Here is a 23423-nt window from a genome sequence, read left to right as displayed (position 1 = left end):
CCGTTTCTTACGCGGCGCGCATTTCGGCCAGGAAGCGCGACACGAAGCCGCGCAGGTCGGTTGCCTCGTGGTTCAGCCCGTCCGCGGCGGTCAGCACCTCACGCGAGGCATCGCCGGTGGAGGCCGCGGCCTCAGACACGCCGGCGATGTTGCCGGACACCTGCTGCGTGCCGCGCGCCGCCTGCTGGACGTTGCGGCTGATCTCCTTGGTGGCGGCGCCCTGCTCCTCCACCGCGGCGGCGATGGTGGTGGAGATGTGGTTTATCTCGGCGATCACGCGGCCGATCTCGGCGATGGCGCCGGCGGCTTGCCGACTGATCTCCTGGATGCCGGCGATCTGGCTGCCGATCTCCTCCGTCGCCTTTGCGGTCTGGCTGGCGAGGTTCTTGACCTCCGACGCCACCACGGCGAAGCCCTTGCCCGCCTCGCCGGCGCGCGCCGCCTCGATGGTGGCGTTCAGTGCGAGAAGGTTGGTCTGGCTGGCGATGTCGGTGATCAGCTGCACCACCTCGCCGATGCGCTGGGCGGCGTCGACCAGACCGCGGACGGTGCCGTCGGTCTTCTCCGCGGTGGCGACCGCCTGTCCGGCGATGCGGGTGCTCTCCGCCACCTGCCGGCCGATCTCGGCGATGGAGGCGGTCAGTTCTTCCGTCGCGGCGGCCACCGTCTCCACATTGCCGGTCGCCTCATGGGAAGCGTTGGCGACCGCATCGGCCTGCCGGGTGGTCTGCTCCGCGGTGGCCGACATGGTCTGGGCGGTCGCCTGAAGCTGGGTCGCCGCCGCCGACACCCGGCCCAGCGCGTCCAGCACCAGCCGGTCGAACTCCTGGGTCAACCGGTCGATGCGTTCGCCGCGGCCACGCTGCGCCGCATGGTCGGCGCGCTGGGCTTCGGCCAGCCGGTCGCTCTCGATCAGGCTGTCCTTGAACACCTGCAGGGCCTTCGCCATGCCGCCGATCTCGTCGGCGCGGTCCAGGCCGGGGATGTCGACGCTGCGGTCGCCGCCGGCCAGCCGGGTCATGCGGTCGGTCATCGCCACCACCGGCCACGACAGGCCACGGCCGATCAGCAGCGCCGTCGCCAGACCCAGGACCACGGCAATCAGCGAGGCAAGCACCATCCCGCCGCGCGCCTTGTCGAGGAAGGCGCCGGTCGCCATGCCCAGGCTCTTCTGGGCGCCGACGCTGGCCTCCGTCAGCTGCTCCGCCTCCCTGGCGATGGAATCGCCGACGGGGATCAGCACCTCGTTGACCAGCCGGTCACGCTCGGTGGTGGCCTTGACCACGGCATTGAAGCCGCTGATGTAGACGCGCAGCATGGCGGTGTAGGACATCGCCATCTTGCGGCGGTCCATGTCGGTCAGCTTCGCCATCATCGCGCCGCCGCGGCCGGCGGCGTCGGTGAACTGAGACCGGGTCTGGGCGGCCAGCGCCGGGGAGCCGTCCACATTGTAGCGGGTTGCCGAGATGCGGGCCGACAGCATGTGGCGCAGCGCCATGCCCGCCAGATAGGCGGCGTCGGTGTCGCCCGCTGCGCCGGCGCTGTCCATGATGCCATCCAGTGCGGTCTCCAGCCGCGGCCCGATCTCGTCCAGATCCGCGATGGCCTTGCTGCGCTGGTCCTGGAAATCCATCATGGCAGCGAAGGCCTCCCGGTACTGGGCGATCTCCTGCGCCATGTGGTCGGCGGTCTGCAGCAGGGCGGGGTCGGAGAACAGGGCGCGGGCCTTGTCGATTGTCTGTGCCGCGTCCTCCGCGGTGCGGCGGACGGTGGCGCCGACCTCCGCATCGCCGGTCAGCAGGAAACGGGTGGCCTGCTGGCGCATCTCCAGCATCAGGGCCTGGATGCGTCCCAGCTCGTTGGTCTGCTGGCCGAGCCGCCGGTAGGTGTCCACGGCGCCGCCGGCCTCCGACAGGGCAGCAATGCCGATACCGCCGATCAGCACCAGGAACACCAGGATGCCGGCGCTGGCCGCCGTGATCTTGCTTCCTACGGAAAAGCGATTGAAAAGGCTCATGGTCGAGGCCTCCATCGGCACAGGGACGTTGCCCAACCTTCGTTCGGGGGCGATCCGAAAAGGTCAGGCATCACGACCTGTTTTCAGAAAGCGTGCCACATGCCCCGGTATGGTGCGGTTGCGTGTGCCGGCAACCGGAGAGACCTGTGGATGACGTAGGGGAATGCGGTCGTTCCGCTGCAATGGAATAAACGGCAACGGGGGATGTTTGCCTGTTTCGTCGGACCGCGGCTGGCTGGCACCCGGACGCTTTCACGGGCGGACAGGCCATTTTTTGTGCCGTGGCGGTCACAGGAGAGGCATTTTGAACATCCCCCCGTATCGTGATATATGCCGAAGGGCGCAGCGGCCGACCGGGGTCGTCGCCGATCCCTTCATCTCCCGGTCCCTGACGCTTTGACCCGACGGCTGGCCATGTCCATTCCCGACGCGCCCCTTTCCGCGGCCTCCCCGGAGGTCCGCACCGCTCCCGTCCGCCCTGAGGGCGAGGTCGTTCCATCGGCGAACCGGCCTCCCGCGAACAGGTCGGGTCGCCCGCGACGCGGCTGCCTGTCGGTCGTCATTCCCTTCTACAACGAGGGGCCGAACATCGAGGCCCTGTTCGCCCGGCTGGTCCCGGTGCTGGACGGGCTGGACATGGATTGGGAGGTGGTCTGCGTCAACGACGGCAGCCGCGACGACACCATCGACCGGCTGCTGGACGTCCATGACCGTGAAGCGCGGGTGAAGGTGGTCGATCTGTCGCGCAATTTCGGCAAGGAACTGGCGCTGTCCGCCGGCCTGAGCCACACCACCGGCGATGCCGTGGTGCCGATGGACGCCGACCTGCAGCATCCGCCGGAACTGCTGCCATCCTTCATCGCCAAGTGGCGCGAGGGGTTCGACGTGGTGGTGGCGGTGCGCCATGCCCGCGTCGGGCAGAGCCTGAAGCACCGGCTGTTCGCCCGCCTGTTCTACTGGGTCTTCGACCATCTGTCGGAGATCAAGCTGCCGCGCGAGGTCGGCGATTTCCGCCTGATGGACCGCCGTGTCGTCGAGGTCATCAACCGGATGCCGGAGCGCACGCGCTTCATGAAGGGCATCTTCGCCTGGGTCGGCTTCCGTCAGGCTGCGATCCCCTACGAACAGGGGGAGCGCGCCGGCGGCGACACCAAATGGGGCTTCGTCAAGCTGCTGCGCCTGTCCTTCGACGGGCTGACCGCCTTCTCCACCTTCCCCCTGCGGGTGTGGAGCCTGGTCGGGATGGCGGTGTCGGGCGTCGCCTTCGTCTATATCCTGATCCGCCTGGTCCGCACGCTGGTCCACGGCATCGATGTGCCGGGCTATGAATCGCTGCTGGTCGCGGTGCTGTTTTTGGGCGGCATCCAGCTGATCACGCTGGGCATCATCGGCGACTATCTGGGCCGCGTCTTCGCCGAGGTGAAGGGGCGGCCGTTGTTCATCGTGCGATCGGCCCACGGCTTCGGCCCGGCGGATGGCCGGGATGAGCAAGAGTTCGATTCCGTCGGCGGAACGGTGGGGCGGGAGCCGCGTCGATGAGTATCGAGACCGGCCTGCGCGGCGACGGGGATGCCGTCGGCGGCGCCTCCACTTCCACCCGCCGCCCCGGCGTCGCGACGGCCGCGCCGTCGACCGCCAGCGCCGCCGGCATCGCGCTGCCGCGCGGAGAGGCGGCCCTGTGGGACGGGCTGTCGCGCGCGCTTCTGCTCGGCCTGCTGATCCTCGCGGCCCTGACCTTCCTCAGCTACGGCATCAGCACGGACGAGGAGGTGCAGCACATCTACGGCAAGAAGCTGCTGTCCTACTATCTCAGCGGCTTCCAGGACCGGTCGGCCTTCCATTTCAAGGATCTGGCCTATTACGGCGGGCTGTTCGACCTCGTCACCGCCGTGATCGTGCCCTTCTCTCCCTTCGAGGAGTATGAGACGCGGCACCTGCTCTGCGCGCTGGTCGGCGTGCTGGGCATCGCCGGGACATGGCGCTACACCCGGCTGCTGGCCGGTCCGCGTGCCGGCTTCATCGCGGCGGCTCTGCTGTCGCTGAGCGGTGTCTATTACGGCGCCATGTTCAACAACACCAAGGACGTGCCCTTCGCGGCCGGCATGGTGTGGACGCTCTATTTCGCCACCCGCATCCTGAAGCAGATGCCGCGGCCGAGCCGCAGCGCGGTGCTGAAGTTCGGGCTGGTGCTGGGTCTGACGCTGGCGATCCGCGTTGGCGCGGTGCTGGCCGGCTTCTATCTGGCGGTCGCCATGGCGATGCATTTCGCGCTGGTGACGCAGCAGGAGGGCCGGCGCTGGGCGCTGGTCGATGCGCGGCGCGCCTTCCTTTCGCTGTGGCCGGCGGTTCCCGTCGCCTATGTCATCATGGCAGTGTTCTGGCCCTGGGTGGTGCAGCGGCCGTTCCGCAACCCGCTGGAGGCCCTGCGGGTCGTCTCCCATTTCCCCATCGACATCCAGACGCTGTTCATGGGCGAGCTGGTCCATTCCAACACGCCGCCCGCGCTGTACCTGCCGGTCTATCTGGCGGTGAAGCTGCCGGAGGCGGTGGTGATCGGCGTCGGGGTGGCGGTGGTGATGGCGGCGGTCTGGCTGGCGCGCGGGGGCTGGCGGCGGACCGGCGCCTTCACGGTCGTCCGCTACACGCCGCTGGTTCTGGCGGGCTTCCTGCCGATCCTGCTGTTCGTTCTGATGCGGCCGTCGGTCTACAACGGCATCCGCCATTTCCTGTTCCTGGCCCCGCCCATGGTGGTGATGGCCGCCATCGCCGCCGACCGGCTGTGGAGCCTGTGCCAGCGCGGCGGCCGGGCGCTGGGGCAGACCTTCGCCGCGGCGATGACCGTGGTCGGCGTGGTGTACGCGTGGCAGCTGGGCGCCATGCACCCGAACCAGTACGTGTACTACAACCAGTTCGTCGGAGGCGTACGGGGTGCCGACGGCAAGTTCGAGCTGGATTACTGGGGCAACTCGCTGCACGAGGCGTTGCAGGAGCTGGTCGAGTATGTCGAGCGCGAGAATGACGGCCATGCCCCGCCGCGCCAGTACACGCTGACCGTCTGCGGCAACACGCTGGCGGTGCGGTTCGAACTGCCGCCCTGGCTGCGTTTGGTGAACGGGATCGAGCCGGACTGGCGCAAGGCCGATTTCTTCCTGGCTTTCACCCAGGTGAAGCGCTGCCCGTCACTGCTGGACGGCCATCCGATCCTGGAGATCGCGGCCGACGACGTTCCGCTGTCCATCGTCAAGGACCGCCGCCCGCCCAGGGCCGACATTCCCACCGAATAGCCCCCGCAAACCTGCCAAGCCTGACCGGTCGGGCGGTGGCGGGGTGGTTGGGGAGTACCCCGGCGGCTCCCGCCCCGTCTTTCGCCGCATCGCCCTTCGCGGCCCTGTCCGCCTGCCGTACGTCCGCCCACTCTCTCCGTACTCTCGATTGAGGCCGGGCGGAGGTGGGGATGCGGCGCAGGCTGCTCTGGGGCGTTTTGTGTCTGCTGCTGTGGAGCGTTCCGTTCGGCCCGACCGGGGCCATCGGCCTGGACCGGATTTCCGACCGGTTGGTGGACGACCTGACCCGCGCGGTGGAGGACCGGCGGCCGCCGGCCGGTGCCGGCAGTCTGGTGGTCGGCGTGATCCGCGACGGCCGGACGCTGGTGATCGGGCGCGGCGATGCCGGCCGCCCGGACGGCGGGCCGCCCGATGGGCGCACCCTGTTCCAGATCGCCTCGCTGACCAAGCCCTTCACCGGCACCATCATGGCGGAGCTGATGCGGGAGGGCCGGGTCGATCCCGCCGACCCTCTGCAGCGTCATCTGCGCCGTGTCGGCCCGGTGCCTGTCGCCCATGTGCCGGAGTATGAGGGCCGGCCGATCCGGCTGCGCGACCTCGCCACTCACACGGCCGGTCTGCCCAACGTGCCGGAGACTCCGCGTTTCTCGTGGAGCCGGCTGGAGGACCCCCGCAACCCCTACAAGCCGCTGTCGCGCGGCGAACTGGCGCTGTGGCTGTCCGGCTATCACCTGCCGGTGCCGCCGGGTGTGCGCTTCAGCTATTCCAATGCCGGCATGTCGGTTCTGGGGGAGGCGCTGTCGGCGGCGGCCGGCCAGCCTTACGAGACTCTGCTGAAGCGGGTGGTGACCGACCGTTTCGGGATGCGCGACACCACCCTGCATCCGACCGCCGAGCAGCGGGCGCGCAAGGCGGCCGGCCATGCCCGCGGCCGGATCGTTCCGGATTGGGAGGCGCCGGCGATGCTGCCCGCCTTCGGCCTCTACTCCTCGGCCGACGATCTGCTGCGCTGGCTTTCAGCCAATCTCGGTGACTGCCCGGCGGGTGCGGCTGCCGGGCCGGAGGGCCATGGCTGCGCCCCGCCGGTGGCGGCCACCCTGGCGCTGGCGCAGGCGGTGCAGGTGGACGGGCGGTCGCTGGCCGAGCCGGGAAGTCTGGGAAGCGGGGCGATGGCGCTCGGCTGGTTCGTCGCCTGGGCCACGGACGGCACGCCGATCCATTGGCATTCCGGCTCCACCGGCGGCTTCAACGCCTATATCGCCTTCTCGAAGGCGCACCGCTGGGGCGTCGTGGCGCTGACCAACAGCGACCCCGATCAGGTCACCGCCGACCACGTGGTCATCGACCTCGTCCGCCGCCTGGAAGCGCGGCCGGAGGTGGCGAGCCTGCCCTGAGGGCCGAAATCGATCAGTGCAGGCGGCGCGGCGGCTTGGCCGGAATCTCGACGTCGGCGCGGGCGTGGGCAATGGGGCCGGCCTGATGATGGGCGAGGCGCCAGCTGCCCTTTTCGCGGGCGAACAGGTTGGTGGCGGCCAGCACGGCGTCGCCCAGCGTTTCCTCGCAGACCACCAGGGCGGTGTCGCCATGCAGGGTCACACGCTCGTTCCGCGCCTCGACGACGATGCCGCTGGGCGCGCGCAGCACGTCCCGCCAGCTGGTCAGCACGGCGTCGCGCCCGAACAAGGCGGTCCAGCCGGGATGGATGCAGGAGACGGGCAGCGTTTCCGCCCACAGGGCTTCCATCGCGGCGGAGTCGCGATTGGTGAAGGCCCGGTAGAAGGCTTGGTTCAGGGCCAGCAGTGTGTCGCGGTCGGTCATGGCGTTCATCCGGGCGATGGTTCCGGGAGGACGGACAGTGCACGGCCCTGGGGCCGCCACCGCGACCGCTTGTAAAGAAGCCATCCCGCATGGGCAAGCGCCGGTCCGGACGGATCCGGGCCGGTGCTGTGACAATAAACGCTGGAAACCGGATCAGGCGGTCAGGTTGACGCCCTGCGGCTTCGCGGACGTGCCGGCCGTCGCAGCGGTCGCCGCACCGTCCGCCGCCGCAGCGGCCTTCCCGGTCGACAGCCCTGCGATCGGTGTGGACAGGTCGAGCGTCAGGTGGGTGACGCCGTCCTTCGACGTGGTCGGTTTCAGCACCGCCAGCCCCTTCATCCCATCGCCGCCGCCGCTCTTGGCGGCCATGTCGTTCAGCTTGCCGAGGATGTCCTTGATCTCATCCTCGCTGAAACCTTCGGAGCGGACGATCATGCCGGTGGACTTGCCGGTGGCGGTGGTGGTCATGCCGGTGGCGCTCAGCGCCATGTCGCCGCCCTTGCCCAGCGACGCCTGCAGACGTTGGTCGTCGCGGCGGAAGTCCAGGGTCGATTTCGCGAAGGAAATCTTGACGCTGCGGTCGCCGTCCTGGATTTCCAGGTCGATCCCATGCGACTCGATCGACCATTGCGACTGGGTGGCCTGCATGTCCACCGACACATCGCTGAGGTTCATGCCGTCGAGCTTGGACTTCAGACCGTCGCCGAACCCCTTCACGGCATCGTCGATGCGGTTCTGCGGAACGCCCAGTGCGCTCAGCGTATCGCCCAGCCCCTGCTTCAGCGCGTCGATGCCCTTGCCGAACATGTCGGCCAGACCCTTGCCGTGGTCCAGCGCCGACTGCATCAGCGACTGCGCCTGCTTGGCGCGGTCCACGCCGCTGTTGGCGGAGGCCAGCCCGCCGCCGCCCGCAGCCTGGGCGCCGCCCTTGCCGGTCATGCTGTCCAGCAGCGATTCCATCGATTGGCTGATGGTGTAGGCCGGCGACTGTGTCTTCTTGTCGCCGTCCACCGGTTTCGCGTCCGATTTGGCCAGCCCGTCCTTCGCCGTGCCGGCCGTCTTTGACGAACCGTTCTGCACAGCCGTGGACAGCACCGACGGTTTGCCGTTCGGGCCGCTGAGCTCCGCGTAGTACATGGATGCCCCCGCATCGCGTTGTTTGTGCGCAAGAGGAAGCATGGCGCCGGCAACCTTTACCATTTCTTAATTTCGCGATTTTCTTTCAATAATTGAAATAAATTCGTTACCTTACTAATTGATCGCGACTGTGGAACTTCATCCCATGTCTTGCCGCCACTTGTTCCGCCTGCGTGATGACCTGCGACGAGCGGCGGCTTTCGCCGCAGGTGAGGCGCTGCTACCCTTGCCGGAAAAGGACCCGCCAGAAGGAAGCCGACCATCATGACCGATCGCCTGTCCATTGCGCTCGCCCAGATCAACCCGACCGCGGGCGACCTCACTGCGAATGCCGGCCTGATCCGTGCCGCGCGGGCGCAGGCCGAGGCCCGCGGCGCCGACCTCGTCATCTGTCCCGCCGGCGCGTTGTCCGGCGCCCCGCTTCTCGACTTGGCGGCACTTCCCGCCTTCCTCGACGCGGTGGAGGAGACGGTGCGGGTGCTGGCGGAAGTCACCGCCGATGGCGGCCCCGCCCTGCTGGTCGGCGCCCCCTGGCGGGAGGGCAAGGGGCGTCACAATGCAGCTTTGCTGCTGGACGGCGGCAAGCTCGCCGCCGTTCGTTTCCAGGCCGTAACGGATGCGGGCGAGATCGGTGCGCCGGAGGATGACCGTTTCGATAACGGTCCGATGCCTGGCCCGGTCAATGTCCGCGGGGTGCGGATCGGCCTGCTGATCGGCGATGATCTGGCGACCGGCGACGTGGCGGAGACGCTGGCGGAGAGTGGGGCCGAACTTCTGGTCGCGATGCTGGCCGGCCCCTTCGCCCCCGGCCGGGCCGATGAGCGGGTGCAGGCCGCCGTCGCGCGGGTGGTGGAAGGCGGATTGCCGCTGGTTGCGGTGAACCTCGTCGGCGGGCAGGAGGAGCGGGTGTTCGATGGCGGCAGCTTCGCGCTCGCCCCAAGTGGCCGGCTGGTCGCCCAGGCTCCGCTGTTCGCCGAGCATCTGCTGCTGACCCGGTGGGAACGCGGAGCCGACGACAGCTGGGACAGTTCCGAGGCCGAAACGATTGCTCCGGCCGAGGGGACGGAGGCGCTTTACATGGCGCTGATGCTGGGCCTGCACGATGCCGTAACGAAAAGCGGCGCGCCGGGCGTGGTGGTCGGGCTGACCGGCGGGCTGGACTCGGCGCTGGTCGCGGCGCTGGCGGTCGACGCGCTGGGGCCGGAGCGGGTGCTCGCCGTGCGGGCTCCGCTGCCGGCCGGCGAGGCAGGGGCCTCGTCCGATGGCCTAGCCGATAGCTTGGCCGATACGGCGGAGGTCGTCGAGTTGCTGGGCTGCCGCCTGGACAATGTCGCGCTGGCGCCGGTGCTCAAGGCCGCCGACTCGCTGCTGGCCCCGGCCTTTGCCGGGCGCGAGTCGGCCGCGGCGGCCGACCGGCTGCATGCCCGCCTGCGGGGCGCGACCCTGGCGGTGTTGGCGGAGCGGATGGGCGCCCTGCTGCTGTCCACGGCGGACCGGACCGACCGGCTGCTCGGCCTTGCGATGGATGAGGCGGGCTGCGGCTATGCAGTGCTGTCCGACATGCCGAAGATCGCGGTTCTGGAACTGGCGCGCTGGCGCAATGCCAACCAGCCGGCGGGATCGCGCGGGCCGGCGGGGCGGGTGGTTCCGGAACGGGTGCTGGCACGCCGGTTGAAGGCGGAGACTCCGGCCGGACTGCCGCCGGTGGAGGCGCTGGACGATCTGCTGGCCGGCCTGCTCGATGGTGGGCTGTCGCCGGCCGACCTTGCCGGGCGTGGCCATGCGGCCGAGACGGTGGAGACGGTCTGGCGGCTGGTGGTGCAGGCGGAAGCGGGCCGCCGCAGGGCTCCGCCGGGGCCGCGGATTTCCCGCCGGTCGGTCGCGCGACTGCGTCGCTTTCCGATTGCCGGCGGCTTCATCGACTTGATGTAGTGCGGGCGGGGAGGGGGAGCGGTCCCCCTTCCCCCCTTCGCGTCCGCGCCGGCCTCAGCCGCGCGTCAGCTTGATGATCGTGGCGATCATGCCGAAGGTCCACAGCACGGCCGGCAGCACCACCCAGGTCGGGTGGAAGATGATTGCCAGCGGCATGATGAAAATCAGCAGCATGGCCGGAAAGACGAAAAGGGGCGAATTTCCCCAGTTGCTCAGCAACCCGGCCGGGTTCTCGTCTTCACCGAGATAAGCATCGGCGGTGACCGCTTGGTCCGTCATCTCTATCACCCAAGTTTTTTGTGGTTATTCCCTGTCCCGCACTGCAGCAGGACACGGGTTCATACGCCACGATGCTTTGGATGACCAGAGCGCAGCCTTAGCCGCTGCTTTCGACTTTGGTCGAAGGTTTGGGGGCGAAAGCCACGGGAGTTCACGCCGCTTCGGTCAGCGCCAGCTGCGGACGGCGCAGGCTGGACTGGATGGTGAAGGGCGCACGGACGCCGCCGTTGAACAGCTCGGCGCATTCCAGGGCCTTCAGCACACGCTCTTCCGGCGGCTGGCCGATGGTGGACGCCAGCGAACCCAGCGCATAGTCCGACCCGCAGCCGATGGCGTGGTAGCCGCGCACCGCCTCGCCGACCTGATAGTCGGACTGCACGGTGAACAGCCGGCCTTCCAGCCCGACCATGAATGTGCCGCCGGTCTCCACATCGTTGGAACGGTGGGCGTAACCGCCATCCTTCAGGCAGTTGCGGACGGCATCGACAAAGTCCACGACCATATAGCGGAACAGGTCGGCGTCGTGCTCACGCGGCGGAACCTCCAGCCGGTAATGCAGCAGCTGGCCCATGCGGAAGGAACTGGTGAAGCCGATCAGGCTGTCGCCATTGCGGAACACCTTGGTGTCGGCACGCACCGTGATGTCCAGGCCGTTCACTCCGGCGCTGTCGCCGCCCATCCACACCCGGTCGCCGTCCACCAATCCCACAATGCAGGTCATCGCCAACCCTCGCCTGACAGAAAAGAAGCTGAGGCAAAGGGTGTGGGAAGGCGGTTAATGAATTATTGCTCAGCTTTGTGACATTGCTGGTGACAAAGGAGGTATCGCTACCCCCTTCGTCCGCCATTTTCACTTGGTCACTTCACCAGATCGACCAGAGCCTTGACAGTATTCTCGGCGCCCTCGGCGATCTGGGCAAGATTGGCGTCCAGCATGTAGCAGGGCGAGGTGACGACCTTCAGGCCGCGGTCGACCACGACCTCGCCATGGCTGGTGGTGCGGTGGACGGCGCCCATCGACTCCAGCGCGGCGGCGGTGCCGGGATCGCTGCCGATGGTCAGTTCGACGCTCTGCTGGCCCAGGATCTTGGCGAGGATGGCCGGCGCGATGCACAGCGCGCCGATCGGCTTGCCGGCCGCGCGCATGGCGGCGACCGCGGCCACCACCTGCGGGTTGACCGAGCAGTCGGCGCCCTTGAAGGCGAAGTCGCTGAGATTCTTGGCGGCGCCGAAACCGCCGGGGAAGATCAGCGCATCGACGTCGCCGGCCGAGAACTCGCTGAGCGCGGTGATCTTGCCGCGGGCGATACGAGCCGATTCGACCAGCACATTGCGGCTCTCACCGGTCTCCTGGCCGGTCAGGTGGTTGACGACATGGGCCTGCGGAATGTCGGGGGCGTAGCACACCGCAACCGCGCCCATTTTGGCGATGGCCAGCAGGGTGCAGACCGCCTCGTGGATTTCCGCACCGTCATACACGCCGCAGCCCGACAGCACGACGCCGATGCGCAAGCTTTTCTCTGCCATGGAAACTCTCCGGGGGTTGGCTTTGCCGCCACGCTACCCCAGGAGTCTTGCCTTCGCCTAACGCTCCCTTCGGGCAGCCGGGGCCAGGAGCCGGAGCCAGGAGCCTGCGAAAGCTCCGAACGCTGTCCGGAGCTTTCGCGGGACGGTATCAGCCCTTGATGAACGCCAGCAGATCCCGGTTGATGATGTCGGCGTGGGTGGAGGCCATGCCGTGCGGGAGGCCCGGATAGACCTTCAATGTCCCTTTCCGCAGCAGCTTGACCGCCAGCAGGGCGGAATCGGCGACGGGCACGATCTGGTCATCGTCGCCGTGCATCACCAGGACCGGAATGTCGATCTTCTTCAGATCCTCGGTGAAGTCGGTTTCGGAGAATGCCTTGATGCAATCATAGTGAGCCTTGGCTCCGCCCATCATGCCCTGCCGCCACCAATTGTCGATCAAACCTTGCGAAACCTTCGCGCCGTCACGGTTGAAGCCATAGAAGGGGCCGGAGGGGATGTCGCGGAAGAACTGCGCGCGGTTGGCGGCCAGTGCGGCGCGGAAGCCGTCGAACACCTCCAGCGGCAGGCCGCCGGGATTGGCCGCGGTCTTCAGCATGATCGGCGTCACCGCTCCGATCAGCACGGCTTTCGCCACCCGCCCATTGCCGCCATGCCGCGCGACATAGCGGGCCACTTCGCCGCCGCCGGTCGAATGACCGATGTGGATGGCGTTCTTCAGGCCGAGATGGGCGGCCAGGCTGGCGACATCGTCGGCGTAGGTGTCCATGTCGTTGCCGGTGGCGGTCTGCGTCGACCGGCCATGACCACGCCGGTCATGGGCGATGACCCGGAAGCCCTGCGACAGGAAATACAGCATCTGGGCATCCCAGTCGTCCGACGACAGCGGCCAGCCATGATGGAAGACGATCGGCTGACCCGATCCCCAGTCCTTGTAGAAAATCTGCGTGCCGTCCTTTGCCGTGACCGTGCCGCTGCCCATCCTCTTCGCGCCCGATGCGGCCGCCGTGGTTGATTGGGCCGCCTGGGCGGTCTGGACGAAGGGCAGGGCGGCGGCGGTGGCGGAAAGGCCCAGGCCAGCAGTCAGCATGCCGCGCCGCGAGGCGCCGGTCTTCAACGAGGTCATGTCGATCTCCCGAGGAATGATTTTGCGATATCGTTTATCGCGATAAACAAATCCCTACGCCTTAGGCTGGGGCTTGTCCAGACAAATCGTTATCGCGATATCTATTCCGGTGATAAAAATGCCGGACCCGATCAGCCAGGAGGACGCCCCATGTCCGCACCGTCCGAAAATCGCCCCCCGGTCCCGTACCGCGTTCCGTTGGACGACCAGCTCTGCTTCGCCCTCTATATGACCAGCATGGCCATCACCCGCACCTACAAGCCGATGCTGGACGCCATGGGAATCACCTATCCGCAGTACCTCATCCTGAGTGTGCTGGGGGAGGCGGATGGCGCGACCGTCGGCGCGATCGCCGAAAGGCTGGCGCTGGAATCCAGCACGGTCACGCCGCCGGTGAAGCGGCTGGAGCAGGCGGGGTTGGTCGAACGACGGCGCAGCCGGATGGATGAACGGCAGGTTCAGGTCTGGCTGACCGATGCCGGCCGTGCGATGGTGGATGAAAGCACCTGCCTGAGCCGGACGCTGGTCGAGCGGTCGGGGATGGATCTGGCGCAGATCGGTTCGCTGAACCGGCAGGTGCGGTCGCTGCTCCGGGCGCTGGGCGATTGGGACGAGTCGGCGTCGGCCGACCCTGCCGCGCTGGACGCCGGGGAGCGCCCCTGAGGCTGCATCCGGGAGTGCGGACCGCTTTCGGAAGGCGCGCCGGCCGTGCTAGGACTGCCCGCCTGTCCCGTCTCCAACCCGAGTCCTGCCATGTCCACCGCCGTCCGTTTCGCCCCCAGCCCGACCGGCCGCATCCATGTCGGCAATGTGCGCCTCGCGCTCGTCAATTGGCTGTTCGCGCGCAAGACCGGCGGCAGCTTCATGTTCCGGCTGGACGACACCGACGAGGAACGCTCCACCCAGGAGTTCGCCGACGCCATCGCCGCCGATCTGACGTGGCTTGGCTTGAGCTGGGATCGTTTCGCCCGCGAAAGCGACCGCTATCCACGGTATGACGAGGCGGCTGCGGCGCTGAAGGCCGCCGGCAGGCTCTATCCCTGCTACGAGACGCCGGAGGAGCTGAACCTCAAGCGCGCCAGTCTGGTGTCGCAGGGCCGCCCCCCGATCTACGACCGCGCCGCGCTGCGCCTGACCGACGAGGACCGCGCGCGGCTGGAAGGGGAGGGGCGCAAGCCCCATTGGCGCTTCAAGCTGAACCCGACTCCGGTGGAATGGACCGATCTGGTCCGCGGGCCGGTGCGGTTCGAAGGCACGGCGCTGAGCGACCCTGTGCTGATCCGCGAGGATGGCCGGCCGCTCTACACCCTGACCAGCGTGGTCGACGACGCCGACTTCGCCATCACCCACATCATCCGCGGCGAGGACCATGTCGCCAACACCGCCGTGCAGATCCAGATCTTCGAGGCGCTGGGTGCCGCCGTGCCGTCCTTTGCCCATCTGCCGCTGCTGACCGATGCCGGCGGGCAGGGTCTGTCGAAGCGGCTGGGCAGCCTGTCGGTCGGCAGCCTGCGCGACGAGGACGGCATCGAGCCGATGGCGGTGAACAGCCTGCTGGCGAAGCTCGGCACCTCCGACCCGATCGAGGCGCGGCTGACGCTGGACGAGCTGGTGGCGGAGTTCGACCTGTCGAAGATCGCCCGCGGCACGCCGAAGTTCGATCCGGACGAACTGGGCCGGCTGAACGCCCGTATCCTCCACCTGACGCCCTTCGAGGCGGTGGCATCGCGGCTGGAAGATCTCGGCCTGACCGGCGCCGATGCCGCCTTCTGGGAGGCGGTGCGGCCCAATCTGGCGCGGCTGAGCGACGCACGCGACTGGTGGGCGGTGACCCATGCGCCGGTGACGCCGGTGGTGGAGGATGCCGCTTTCCTGGCCCAGGCGGCGGCGCTGCTGCCCGACGAGCCGTGGGACCTCGGCACTTGGGGCGCTTGGACCAATGCGGTGAAGAATGCTTCGGGGCGAAAGGGCAAGGATCTCTTCCTTCCTCTGCGCCGGGCGCTGACCGGGCGCGACCATGGACCGGAATTGAAGAACCTGCTACCCCTGATCGGACGGGCGCGCAGCCTCCGGCGACTGGCCGGCGAAACCGCCTGACACCCATATTCATTCAGGAGTTCGGACCGTGCCGTTGGACCTCTACAACACGCTGACCCGCCGTAAGGAGCGCTTCGAGCCGCTTCGCCCGGACCATGTCGGCATGTATGTCTGTGGTCCGACCGTCTACGACACCGCCCATATCGGCAACGCCCGGCCGGTGGTGGTGTTCGACCTGCTGTTCCGGCTGCTGTCGCGGCTCTATCCGGCGGTGACCTATGTCCGCAACATCACCGATGTGGACGACAAGATCATCGACCGGGCGCGGGACAGCGGCGAGCCGATCGACGCGCTGACCGCGCGCACCACCGACCTGTTCCATGCCGACATGGATGCGCTGAACGCGCTGCGCCCGACCATCGAGCCGCGGGCGACCCAGCATATCGGCCAGATGATCGCGCTGATCGCCACGCTGATCGAACGCGGCAACGCCTATGCGGCGGAGGGGCATGTGCTGTTCTCCGTGCCGTCGATGCCCAGCTATGGCCAGCTGTCGCGCCGCTCGCTGGATGACATGATCGCCGGCGCGCGGGTGGAGGTGGCTCCCTACAAGCGCGATGCCTCCGACTTCGTGCTGTGGAAGCCCAGCAGCCCCGACCAGCCCGGTTGGGACAGCCCGTGGGGCCGCGGCCGTCCGGGCTGGCATATCGAGTGCTCCGCCATGGCGAAGGAGCATCTGGGCGTCACCTTCGACATCCATGGCGGCGGGCTGGACCTGATCTTCCCGCACCATGAGAACGAAATCGCGCAGAGCTGCTGCGCCAACGGCACCGACCGGCTGGCCCGCACCTGGGTCCACAACGGCTTCGTGACGGTCGAAGGCGAGAAGATGTCGAAGTCGCTCGGCAACTTCTTCACCGTTCACGACCTGCTGGACGAGTTCCCCGGCGAGGCGACCCGTTTGACGCTTCTGAGCGCCCACTACCGCCAGCCGCTGGACTTCACCCGCGAGGGCATCCGGCAGGCCAAGGGTGCACTCGACCGCTGGTATCAGGCCCTGCGCGGCGATCCGGTGCCGGCGGCGGCGGAGCTGCCCTTCGACGTGCTGGCGGCACTGGAGGACGACCTGAACAGCCCGCTCGCCATCGCACATCTGCACGAGCTGGCGACCGCGGTGAACAAGGCGAAGAGCGATGCCGAGAAGGCTGCGGCCAAGGGTGCCCTGCTGGCGGCCGGACAGCAACTTGGCCTGTTGCAGCAGGACCCGGAGGCGTGGTTCCGCTGGGCGCCGGCCGGCGGCGGTGCCGAAGGGCTGAGCGACGCCGACGTCGAGCAGCTGATCGCCGACCGCAAGGCCGCCCGCGCGGGGAAGAACTTCGCCGAGGCCGACCGCATCCGCAAGGAACTGGCCGACAAAGGCATCGTCCTGGAAGACGGTCCGCAGGGCACGACCTGGAAGCGGGGGTGAGTTAGCGAAAGTCCCCTCTCCCCCCGGGGAGAGGGTTAGGGTGAGGGGGATGCACCGCGTGCCTTCCCAAGACTCCTCGCCGCGCCTCCCCCTCACCCAGCCCTCTCCCTGGGGGGGAGAGGGTTACCGAGCCGGGAGAGTGTGCTTTCTCCTTATTGTCCCTCCGTCCGCAACAAACCTTCATCAACTTCGCTGATTATCCCGCATCTCGACTCGGCTAATCTCCTCTTCAGACAAAACGCGGCCCTCACCGGCCACCCTGATCGAGGAGACCCTGACCATGATCGACAATCGCACCGCCCCCTATGCCGCCTTCCTGCTGCGCGTCGGCCTCGGCCTGCTGTTCCTGGCCCATGGCCTTGTGCTGAAGGTGCTGACCTTCACCATTCCCGGCACCGTCGGTTATTTCGAGAGCATCGGCTATCCCGGCTTCTTCGCCTATCTCGTGATCCTGGGCGAGATCGGTGGCGGGCTGCTGCTGATCGCCGGTGTCTACACCCGCTGGATCGCGCTGGCCCTGCTGCCGATCATGATCGGCGCCACGCTGCAGCATGTCGGCAATGGCTGGGTGTTCAATTCGCAGGGCGGCGGTTGGGAGTTCCCGGCCTTCTGGACGGTCCTGCTGGTGGTGCAGTCACTGCTGGGCGAGGGCGCCTTCGCCCTGAAGGTTCCGGCGCTGAACGCCCATGCTGCCCGTCGTGAACTGGCCTGATCAGCAACCGGAAACCGCATTCCATGGCGACGCGGAGCGGGGAGGGGGCAATTTGCCTCTTCCCCGTTCCGCGTCGCCGTCCCATTTGGTAGACAGGACGGAGACCAACCGGAGAGCCTGATGACCGTTTCGCCGAACGACCAGCACAAGACGGATTCGTCCGGGGTCCTGAATCTGCTGGACGACCTGATCGCCAAGGCGCGCGCCGCCGGTGCGGATGCCGCCGATGCCGTGCTGTTCGACAGCGCGTCCGTGTCCCTTTCCCATCGGCTGGGCAAGACCGAAAAGCTGGAGCGCTCCGAATCCGGCGATCTCGGCCTGCGGGTGTTCGTCGGCAAGCGGCAGGCTATCGTCTCCTCGACCGACCGCAGCACCAAGGCGCTGGACGAGCTGGTCGAACGCGCCATCGCCATGGCCCGCGTGGTGCCGGAGGACGGCTTCGCCGGCATCGCCGATCCGGAGCAACTGGCCCGCAGTTGGCCCGACCTCGACATCTGCGACAGTGAGGAACCGTCGTCGGAAACGCTGATCGAGCGGGCGCGAATCGCCGAAGAGGCGGCGCTGGCGGTCCAAGGCGTCACCAACTCCGAAGGCGGCGATGCCGGTTGGAGCCGCTCGACCATCGCGATCGCCGCGTCCAACGGCTTCGCCGGCAGCTATGGCGTGTCGCGCCAGTCGCTGTCCGCCTCCGTCCTGGCCGGCACCGGCACGGGGATGGAGCGCGACTACGACTATGACAGCAAGGTCTATGGCGCCGACCTGCGCGATCCCGCCGAGATCGGCCGCGAGGCCGGCGAACGGGCCGTCCGCCGCCTGAACCCGCGCCGGGTCAAGAGCTGCAAGGTGCCGGTGGTGTTCGATCCCCGGGTGTCGCGCGGCCTGCTCGGCCACCTGACCGGCGCCATCAGCGGACCCAGCATCGCCCGCGGCACCAGCTTCCTGAAGGACAAGATGGGGCAGCGGATCTTCGCGCCCTCCGTCACCATCGTCGACGACCCGCATGTGAAGCGCGGCCTGCGTTCCCGCCCCTTTGATGCGGAGGGCGTCGAAGTGTCGCGCCGTACGATCATCGAGGACGGCGTGCTGACGACGTGGCTGCTCGACCTGCGCTCCGCCCGTCAACTCGGCCTCCAGACCACCGGCCACGCCGCCCGCGGCACCTCCGGTCCTCCCGGCCCGGCTCCGGCCAACGTCTATATGGCTGCCGGCAAGCGCAGCCGCGCCGACATGCTGGCGGAGGTCAAGGACGGCTTCTACGTCACCGACCTGATGGGCATGGGCGTCAACGGCGTCACCGGCGACTATAGCCGTGGTGCCGGCGGATTCTGGATCGAGAACGGCCAGCTCGCCTATCCGGTCAACGAGATCACCATCGCCGGCAACCTCAAGGACATGTTCCTGAACATGGAGGCCGCCGACGACCTGGAACTGCGCTTCGGCATGGATGCGCCGACCGTGCGCATCGACGGCATGACCATCGCGGGCATGTAAGTCGGCGGCATAAGGCCGCACGTGGCGGAGGCACTCCGCCCGTCTCTTCATCACTTGGCATCGTTCTTGCGCAGACAGCGGGCAACCCAAAGCGGGTTCGCCCGCTTTTTGTGCTGCATTTCCGCCACTCCGCCTGACCAAACGTCAGCTAGGCCCTTGCGCATATCTGCCTGATCTGTTAGCAATCTGCCGCTTTTTTAGGCGAAATGCTGAAGGTTTGTGCAAATGGATGCGGCAAAGACGGGTGGCGACGTCCTTTTCGTGCTGATGGGCGCGGTGATGGTGCTGGCGATGCATTGCGGCTTCGCCCTGCTGGAGGTCGGGACGGTCCGGCGCAAGAATCAGGTCAACGCGCTGGTGAAGATCCTGTCGGATTTCGCCATGTCGACCATCGCCTATTTCTTCGTCGGCTATGCGGTGGCCTATGGCGTCGATTTCTTCGCCGACGCCCACACGCTGGTCGGCAAGGGCGCCGGCGGCTTCGCGGCCTACGGCTACGACCTCGTGAAGTTCTTCTTCCTGGCGACCTTCGCCGCAGCGGTGCCGGCCATCGTGTCGGGCGGCATCGCCGAGCGCGCCAAGTTCTGGCCGCAGGCCGGCGCCACGTTGGCGCTGATCGCGCTGTTCTACCCGCTGCTGGAAGGCACGGTGTGGGGCACCCGCTTCGGCCTGCAAAGCTGGATGGCCGCGACCTTCGGCCAGCCTTTCCACGACTTCGCCGGATCGGTGGTGGTGCATGCCTTCGGCGGCTGGGTGGCGCTGGGCGCCGTGCTGAACCTTGGCAACCGCCGCGGCCGCTACCGCCCCAACGGCTCGCTGATCGCCATCCCGCCGTCGAACATCCCCTTCCTGGCGCTGGGCGCCTGGGTGCTGTGCGTGGGCTGGTTCGGCTTCAACGTGATGAGCGCCCAGGTGCTGGACGGCGTGACCGGTCTGGTCGCGCTGAACTCGCTGATGGCGATGGTCGGCGGCATCGTGACCTCGCTGGTCATCAGCCGTACCGACCCCGGCTTCGTCCACAACGGCGCGCTGGCCGGTCTGGTGGCGGTCTGCGCCGGGTCCGACGTGATGCATCCGCTGGGCGCGCTGCTCACCGGCGGCATCGCCGGGCTGCTGTTCGTCTGGGCCTTCAACAAGTGCCAGATCAACTGGAAGATCGACGACGTGCTGGGCGTCTGGCCGCTGCACGGGCTGTGCGGCCTGACCGGCGGCCTGCTGGCCGGCGTCTTCGGGCAGGAGGCGCTGGGCGGCCTGGGCGGCGTGTCGATCCTCAGCCAGATCGTCGGTACGCTGGGCGGCGCCGGCTTCGGATTCGCCGCCGGTCTGGCGGTCTACGGCCTGCTGCGCGTCACCGTCGGCATCCGCCTGGACCCTGAACAGGAGTACAAGGGCGCCGACCTGTCGTTGCACCACATCACCGCATACCCGGAAGAGGACGCGCCGGGCATGTAATGCGCCGCACACAAGTCCGCCGTCCCTTGGCCACCCCTTGCTTTGCCGGGGCGGCGGCTTTAGTGTCCGGCGCGAACTCCTCCCCCTCACGACGCCGGATTTTGACCGCCCCATGAAGGCCGCCATCGTCGTTTTCCCCGGCTCCAACCGCGAACGCGACGCCGTCGCCGCGCTGGAGGCCGTCAGCGGGACCAAGCCGCATCTGGTCTGGCACCGCGACACCGAACTGCCCAAGGTCGACCTGATCGTCGTGCCCGGCGGCTTCTCCTATGGCGATTACCTGCGCTCCGGCGCCATGGCGGCGCATTCGCCGATCATGCGCGAGGTGAAGGTGCGGGCCGATCAGGGCGTGCGCGTCCTCGGCGTCTGCAACGGCTTCCAGATCATCACCGAGGCCGGGCTGCTGCCCGGCGCGCTGATGCGCAACGGTGCGCTGAAGTTCGTCTGCCGCGTCCAGCATCTGCGGGTGGAGAACACCGACAGCCCCTTCACCAAGAAATACGCGAAGGGCCAGATCGTCCGGTTCCCCGTGGCCCACGGCGACGGCAACTACTGGACCGACGCGGAGACGGTGAAGCGGCTGGACGGCGAAGGCCAGGTCGCCTTCCGCTATGTCGGTGACGAGGCGCGTAGCGACCCGCGCGGCAACCCGAACGGCTCGGTGTCCGACATCGCCGGCATCTTCAACGCCAAGCGCACCGTGCTGGGCCTGATGCCGCACCCCGAGGACGCGGTGGAGGCCCTGCACGGCAACACCGACGGCAAGCCCATGTTCGAAGGTCTGGTGGAGGCCCTGTCGTGAGCGCTGAAGCTACCAAGGCGCAGGAGCGTCCGGTCTCCGCCGAACTCGCCAAGGAGTTCGGCCTGTCCGCCGAGGAATACCAGAACGCCCTGGACATCCTGGGCCGCACCCCGACCTTCACCGAGCTGGGCATCATCTCGGTCATGTGGTCGGAGCACTGCTCCTACAAGTCGTCCAAGGTGTGGCTGAAGACGCTGCCGACCACCGGCCCGCAGGTGATCTGCGGCCCCGGCGAGAATGCCGGCGTGGTCGACATCGGCGACGGCGACGCTGTCATCTTCAAGATGGAGAGCCACAACCACCCGTCCTACATCGAGCCCTACCAGGGCGCGGCGACGGGCGTGGGCGGCATCCTGCGCGACGTGTTCACCATGGGCGCGCGCCCCATCGCCAACATGAACGCGCTGCGCTTCGGCTCGCCCGACCATCCCAAGACCCGCCATCTGGTGTCGGGCGTGGTCGCCGGCATCGGCGGCTACGGCAACTGCGTCGGCGTGCCGACCGTGGGCGGCGAGACCAACTTCCACCCGGCCTACAACGGCAACATCCTGGTCAACGCCATGACCGTGGGTGTCGCCAAGACCGACAAGATCTTCTATTCGGCCGCCGCCGGCATCGGCAACCCGGTCGTCTATGTCGGCTCCAAGACCGGCCGCGACGGTATCCACGGCGCCACCATGGCGTCCGCCGAATTCACCGAGGACTCGGAGGAGAAGCGCCCGACCGTGCAGGTCGGCGACCCCTTCACCGAAAAGCTGCTGATCGAAGCCTGCCTGGAGCTGATGGAGACGGACGCCATCGTCGCCATCCAGGACATGGGCGCGGCCGGCCTGACCTCCTCCTCGGTCGAGATGGCGGGCAAGGGTGGTCTGGGCATCGAGCTGACGCTCGACACCCTGCCGATGCGCGAACAGGCGATGACGCCCTATGAGATCATGCTCTCCGAAAGCCAGGAGCGCATGCTGATCATCCTGAAGCCCGGCCGCGAGGAGGTGGCGAAGGCCATCTTCGACAAGTGGGAGCTGGACTTCGCCGTCATCGGCCACCTGACCGACACCGGCAACCTCGTCATCAAGATGTATGGCGAGACCTGGTGCGACATGCCGATCGCCCCGGTCTCCAACGCCGCGCCGGAATACAACCGCCCGTGGGAGCCGACGCCGAAGGCTTCGGATGTCGACGACAGCGTGCTCGCCGGCTATTCCGGCGACCTGGGCGACACGCTGACCAAGCTGTTCGGCTGCCCCGATCTGGCCTCCAAGCGCTGGATCTGGGAGCAGTATGACAGCCTCGTCGGCGGCGACACCCGCTTCATGTCGGGTCAGGCCGATGCCGCGGTCGTGCGCGTGCCGGGCCAGACCAAGGCGGTCGCCATCACCACCGACTGCACCCCGCGCTACTGCCTGGCCGACCCGGTCGAGGGCGGCAAGCAGGCTGTGGCCGAGGCGTGGCGCAACCTGTCGGCGGTGGGCGCCCTGCCGCTCGCCATCACCGACAACATGAACTTCGGCAACCCCGAGAAGCCGCGGATCATGGGCCAGTTCGTCGGCGCCGTTCAGGGCATCGGCGAGGCCTGCAAGGCGCTGGACTTCCCGGTCGTGTCGGGCAACGTCTCGCTCTACAACGAGACCAACGGCGAGGCGATCCTGCCGACCCCGGCCATCGGCGGCGTCGGCATCATGCCGGACGCGATGATCGCCGTCGGCATCGCCTTCCGGGGTGAGGGCGACGTGATCCTTGCGGTGGGCGAGACGAAAGGCCACATCGGCCAGTCGATCTTCCTGCGCGAGATCCTCGGCCGCGAGGAGGGGGCTCCCCCGCCGGTCGATCTGGCGGTGGAGCGTCGCAACGGCGACTTCGTCCGCGGCCTGATCCGCGAGGGTCTGGTGGTGTCGAGCCACGACGTGGCCGACGGTGGCCTGATCGTCACCATCGCCGAAATGGCGCTGGCCGGCGGCATCGGCGCCTACCTGACCGGCTTCGACGGCGCCGGTCCGCGCGTGCTGTTCGGCGAGGACCAGGGCCGCTACGTCCTGGCCGTCCGTCCGGACATTGCCGCGACGGTGCAGGAGAAGGCCAAGGCGGCCGGCGTTCCGGTCAGTGTGCTGGGTGAGACCCGCGGCACGTCGCTGTCGGGCCGTGGCGGCGACATCGTCTCGCTGAAGCGCCTGCGCGAGGCCAACGAAGGCTGGCTGCCGACCTACATGGCGGCCGAACTGTAAGACGGCCGAGCAGTAGGATGATTGGCGGGGTCGCTTCCTGTGAAGCGGCCCCGTCCGTTTTTCGGCGATCATTCCTTGCCGAACGTCCGCCATCGTGTACATACCGAAGGATCGCGCTA

The 23423-nt window shown here is 67.9% G+C and carries 20 protein-coding genes; 12 read left to right on the top strand and 8 right to left on the bottom strand.

From position 1 onward, the window contains the following. Nucleotides 1–7: 7 nt before the first annotated feature. A complete protein-coding gene (locus tag ACCD06_RS13885; protein ID WP_413341299.1) occupies nt 8–2017 on the bottom strand; it encodes a methyl-accepting chemotaxis protein in 2010 nt (669 codons plus the stop codon). Between the two features lie 414 nt (nt 2018–2431). On the opposite strand from ACCD06_RS13885, the gene ACCD06_RS13880 reads away from it, so the two are divergent. The 3 genes from ACCD06_RS13880 (at nt 2432) to ACCD06_RS13870 (ending at nt 6695) form a co-directional block, all read left to right on the top strand. Then, the gene (locus tag ACCD06_RS13880) at nt 2432–3556 is read left to right on the top strand and encodes a glycosyltransferase (protein WP_413341297.1); all 1125 of its coding nucleotides are present in this window, start codon (nt 2432–2434) and stop codon (nt 3554–3556) included. Then, a complete protein-coding gene (locus ACCD06_RS13875) occupies nt 3553–5301 on the top strand; it encodes a glycosyltransferase family 39 protein (protein WP_413341295.1) in 1749 nt (582 codons plus the stop codon). The genes ACCD06_RS13880 and ACCD06_RS13875 overlap by 4 nt, the downstream gene beginning before the upstream one ends. A gap of 170 nt (nt 5302–5471) precedes the next feature. Further along, on the top strand, nt 5472–6695 hold the full coding sequence (locus ACCD06_RS13870; RefSeq protein ID WP_109075607.1) for a serine hydrolase domain-containing protein: 1224 nt from the start codon (nt 5472–5474) through the stop codon (nt 6693–6695). 13 nt (nt 6696–6708) lie between these two features. Here ACCD06_RS13870 and ACCD06_RS13865 read toward each other — a convergent pair whose 3' ends face one another. The 3 genes from ACCD06_RS13865 to ACCD06_RS13855 all read right to left on the bottom strand — a co-directional run bounded on the left by ACCD06_RS13865 (nt 6709) and on the right by ACCD06_RS13855 (nt 8522). Continuing rightward, on the bottom strand, nt 6709–7119 hold the full coding sequence (locus tag ACCD06_RS13865; protein WP_247871174.1) for a nuclear transport factor 2 family protein: 411 nt from the start codon (nt 7117–7119) through the stop codon (nt 6709–6711). A gap of 153 nt (nt 7120–7272) precedes the next feature. Then, nucleotides 7273–8256, bottom strand: coding sequence for a hypothetical protein (locus ACCD06_RS13860; RefSeq protein WP_109075609.1), 984 nt, complete (start codon nt 8254–8256; stop codon nt 7273–7275). Nucleotides 8257–8312: 56 nt separating this feature from the next. Beyond that, complete coding sequence (locus ACCD06_RS13855; RefSeq protein WP_413341293.1) at nt 8313–8522, bottom strand: hypothetical protein; 210 nt, start codon at nt 8520–8522, stop codon at nt 8313–8315. Between ACCD06_RS13855 and nadE the strand changes: the two genes are divergently transcribed. Next, nucleotides 8521–10188, top strand: a complete 1668-nt coding sequence (nadE, locus tag ACCD06_RS13850) for an NAD(+) synthase (protein ID WP_413341291.1) — start codon at nt 8521–8523, stop codon at nt 10186–10188. The two genes, ACCD06_RS13855 and nadE, sit on opposite strands and share 2 nt — an antisense overlap. A 54-nt stretch (nt 10189–10242) precedes the next feature. Here nadE and ACCD06_RS13845 read toward each other — a convergent pair whose 3' ends face one another. From ACCD06_RS13845 to ACCD06_RS13830, 4 genes are all read right to left on the bottom strand, one after another. Beyond that, a complete protein-coding gene (locus tag ACCD06_RS13845; RefSeq protein WP_109075611.1) occupies nt 10243–10467 on the bottom strand; it encodes a hypothetical protein in 225 nt (74 codons plus the stop codon). A gap of 151 nt (nt 10468–10618) precedes the next feature. After that, nucleotides 10619–11188 (bottom strand): hypothetical protein, encoded by a 570-nt coding sequence (locus ACCD06_RS13840; protein WP_109075612.1) that lies wholly within the window; start codon nt 11186–11188, stop codon nt 10619–10621. A 137-nt stretch (nt 11189–11325) separates the two neighbouring features. After that, a complete protein-coding gene (gene elbB / locus ACCD06_RS13835) occupies nt 11326–11994 on the bottom strand; it encodes an isoprenoid biosynthesis glyoxalase ElbB (RefSeq protein WP_109075613.1) in 669 nt (222 codons plus the stop codon). 148 nt (nt 11995–12142) lie between these two features. Beyond that, nucleotides 12143–12976, bottom strand: coding sequence for an alpha/beta fold hydrolase (locus ACCD06_RS13830; RefSeq protein ID WP_413342505.1), 834 nt, complete (start codon nt 12974–12976; stop codon nt 12143–12145). A 294-nt stretch (nt 12977–13270) separates the two neighbouring features. On the opposite strand from ACCD06_RS13830, the gene ACCD06_RS13825 reads away from it, so the two are divergent. The 8 genes from ACCD06_RS13825 to purL all read left to right on the top strand — a co-directional run bounded on the left by ACCD06_RS13825 (nt 13271) and on the right by purL (nt 23304). Next, complete coding sequence (locus ACCD06_RS13825; protein ID WP_413341288.1) at nt 13271–13783, top strand: MarR family winged helix-turn-helix transcriptional regulator; 513 nt, start codon at nt 13271–13273, stop codon at nt 13781–13783. A gap of 90 nt (nt 13784–13873) precedes the next feature. Further along, nucleotides 13874–15217 (top strand): glutamate--tRNA ligase, encoded by a 1344-nt coding sequence (gene gltX, locus ACCD06_RS13820; protein WP_413341286.1) that lies wholly within the window; start codon nt 13874–13876, stop codon nt 15215–15217. A 28-nt stretch (nt 15218–15245) separates the two neighbouring features. Further along, a complete protein-coding gene (cysS, locus tag ACCD06_RS13815; RefSeq protein ID WP_413341284.1) occupies nt 15246–16625 on the top strand; it encodes a cysteine--tRNA ligase in 1380 nt (459 codons plus the stop codon). A 280-nt stretch (nt 16626–16905) separates the two neighbouring features. Next, on the top strand, nt 16906–17337 hold the full coding sequence (locus tag ACCD06_RS13810) for a DoxX family protein (RefSeq protein ID WP_413341282.1): 432 nt from the start codon (nt 16906–16908) through the stop codon (nt 17335–17337). Nucleotides 17338–17457: 120 nt separating this feature from the next. Continuing rightward, nucleotides 17458–18828: a TldD/PmbA family protein gene (locus ACCD06_RS13805; RefSeq protein ID WP_413341280.1), complete on the top strand. Its 1371-nt coding sequence runs from the start codon at nt 17458–17460 to the stop codon at nt 18826–18828. 225 nt (nt 18829–19053) lie between these two features. Further along, nucleotides 19054–20280, top strand: a complete 1227-nt coding sequence (locus ACCD06_RS13800) for an ammonium transporter (protein ID WP_413341278.1) — start codon at nt 19054–19056, stop codon at nt 20278–20280. Nucleotides 20281–20392: 112 nt separating this feature from the next. After that, nucleotides 20393–21082 (top strand): phosphoribosylformylglycinamidine synthase subunit PurQ, encoded by a 690-nt coding sequence (gene purQ, locus ACCD06_RS13795; protein WP_413341277.1) that lies wholly within the window; start codon nt 20393–20395, stop codon nt 21080–21082. Beyond that, nucleotides 21079–23304, top strand: a complete 2226-nt coding sequence (gene purL / locus ACCD06_RS13790) for a phosphoribosylformylglycinamidine synthase subunit PurL (protein WP_413341275.1) — start codon at nt 21079–21081, stop codon at nt 23302–23304. Before purQ ends, purL begins: the two co-directional genes overlap by 4 nt. Nucleotides 23305–23423 lie beyond the last annotated feature (119 nt).

The organism is Azospirillum sp. CT11-132, assembly GCF_047302835.1.
GTDB lineage: Bacteria > Pseudomonadota > Alphaproteobacteria > Azospirillales > Azospirillaceae > Azospirillum.
Note: the sequence above shows the minus strand (reverse complement) of the source record. Positions and strands in the feature narration are given on the sequence as shown.

Coding starts and splice junctions, on each gene's coding strand:
- ACCD06_RS13885 (WP_413341299.1), bottom strand. CDS start 2,017: ATGAGCCTTTTCAATCGCTTTTCCGTAGGAAGCAAGATCACGGCGGCC.
- ACCD06_RS13880 (WP_413341297.1), top strand. CDS start 2,432: ATGTCCATTCCCGACGCGCCCCTTTCCGCGGCCTCCCCGGAGGTCCGC.
- ACCD06_RS13875 (WP_413341295.1), top strand. CDS start 3,553: ATGAGTATCGAGACCGGCCTGCGCGGCGACGGGGATGCCGTCGGCGGC.
- ACCD06_RS13870 (WP_109075607.1), top strand. CDS start 5,472: ATGCGGCGCAGGCTGCTCTGGGGCGTTTTGTGTCTGCTGCTGTGGAGC.
- ACCD06_RS13865 (WP_247871174.1), bottom strand. CDS start 7,119: ATGACCGACCGCGACACACTGCTGGCCCTGAACCAAGCCTTCTACCGG.
- ACCD06_RS13860 (WP_109075609.1), bottom strand. CDS start 8,256: ATGTACTACGCGGAGCTCAGCGGCCCGAACGGCAAACCGTCGGTGCTG.
- nadE (WP_413341291.1), top strand. CDS start 8,521: ATGACCGATCGCCTGTCCATTGCGCTCGCCCAGATCAACCCGACCGCG.
- ACCD06_RS13855 (WP_413341293.1), bottom strand. CDS start 8,522: ATGATGGTCGGCTTCCTTCTGGCGGGTCCTTTTCCGGCAAGGGTAGCA.
- ACCD06_RS13845 (WP_109075611.1), bottom strand. CDS start 10,467: ATGACGGACCAAGCGGTCACCGCCGATGCTTATCTCGGTGAAGACGAG.
- ACCD06_RS13840 (WP_109075612.1), bottom strand. CDS start 11,188: ATGACCTGCATTGTGGGATTGGTGGACGGCGACCGGGTGTGGATGGGC.
- elbB (WP_109075613.1), bottom strand. CDS start 11,994: ATGGCAGAGAAAAGCTTGCGCATCGGCGTCGTGCTGTCGGGCTGCGGC.
- ACCD06_RS13830 (WP_413342505.1), bottom strand. CDS start 12,976: ATGGGCAGCGGCACGGTCACGGCAAAGGACGGCACGCAGATTTTCTAC.
- ACCD06_RS13825 (WP_413341288.1), top strand. CDS start 13,271: ATGTCCGCACCGTCCGAAAATCGCCCCCCGGTCCCGTACCGCGTTCCG.
- gltX (WP_413341286.1), top strand. CDS start 13,874: ATGTCCACCGCCGTCCGTTTCGCCCCCAGCCCGACCGGCCGCATCCAT.
- ACCD06_RS13810 (WP_413341282.1), top strand. CDS start 16,906: ATGATCGACAATCGCACCGCCCCCTATGCCGCCTTCCTGCTGCGCGTC.
- ACCD06_RS13805 (WP_413341280.1), top strand. CDS start 17,458: ATGACCGTTTCGCCGAACGACCAGCACAAGACGGATTCGTCCGGGGTC.
- ACCD06_RS13800 (WP_413341278.1), top strand. CDS start 19,054: ATGGATGCGGCAAAGACGGGTGGCGACGTCCTTTTCGTGCTGATGGGC.
- purQ (WP_413341277.1), top strand. CDS start 20,393: ATGAAGGCCGCCATCGTCGTTTTCCCCGGCTCCAACCGCGAACGCGAC.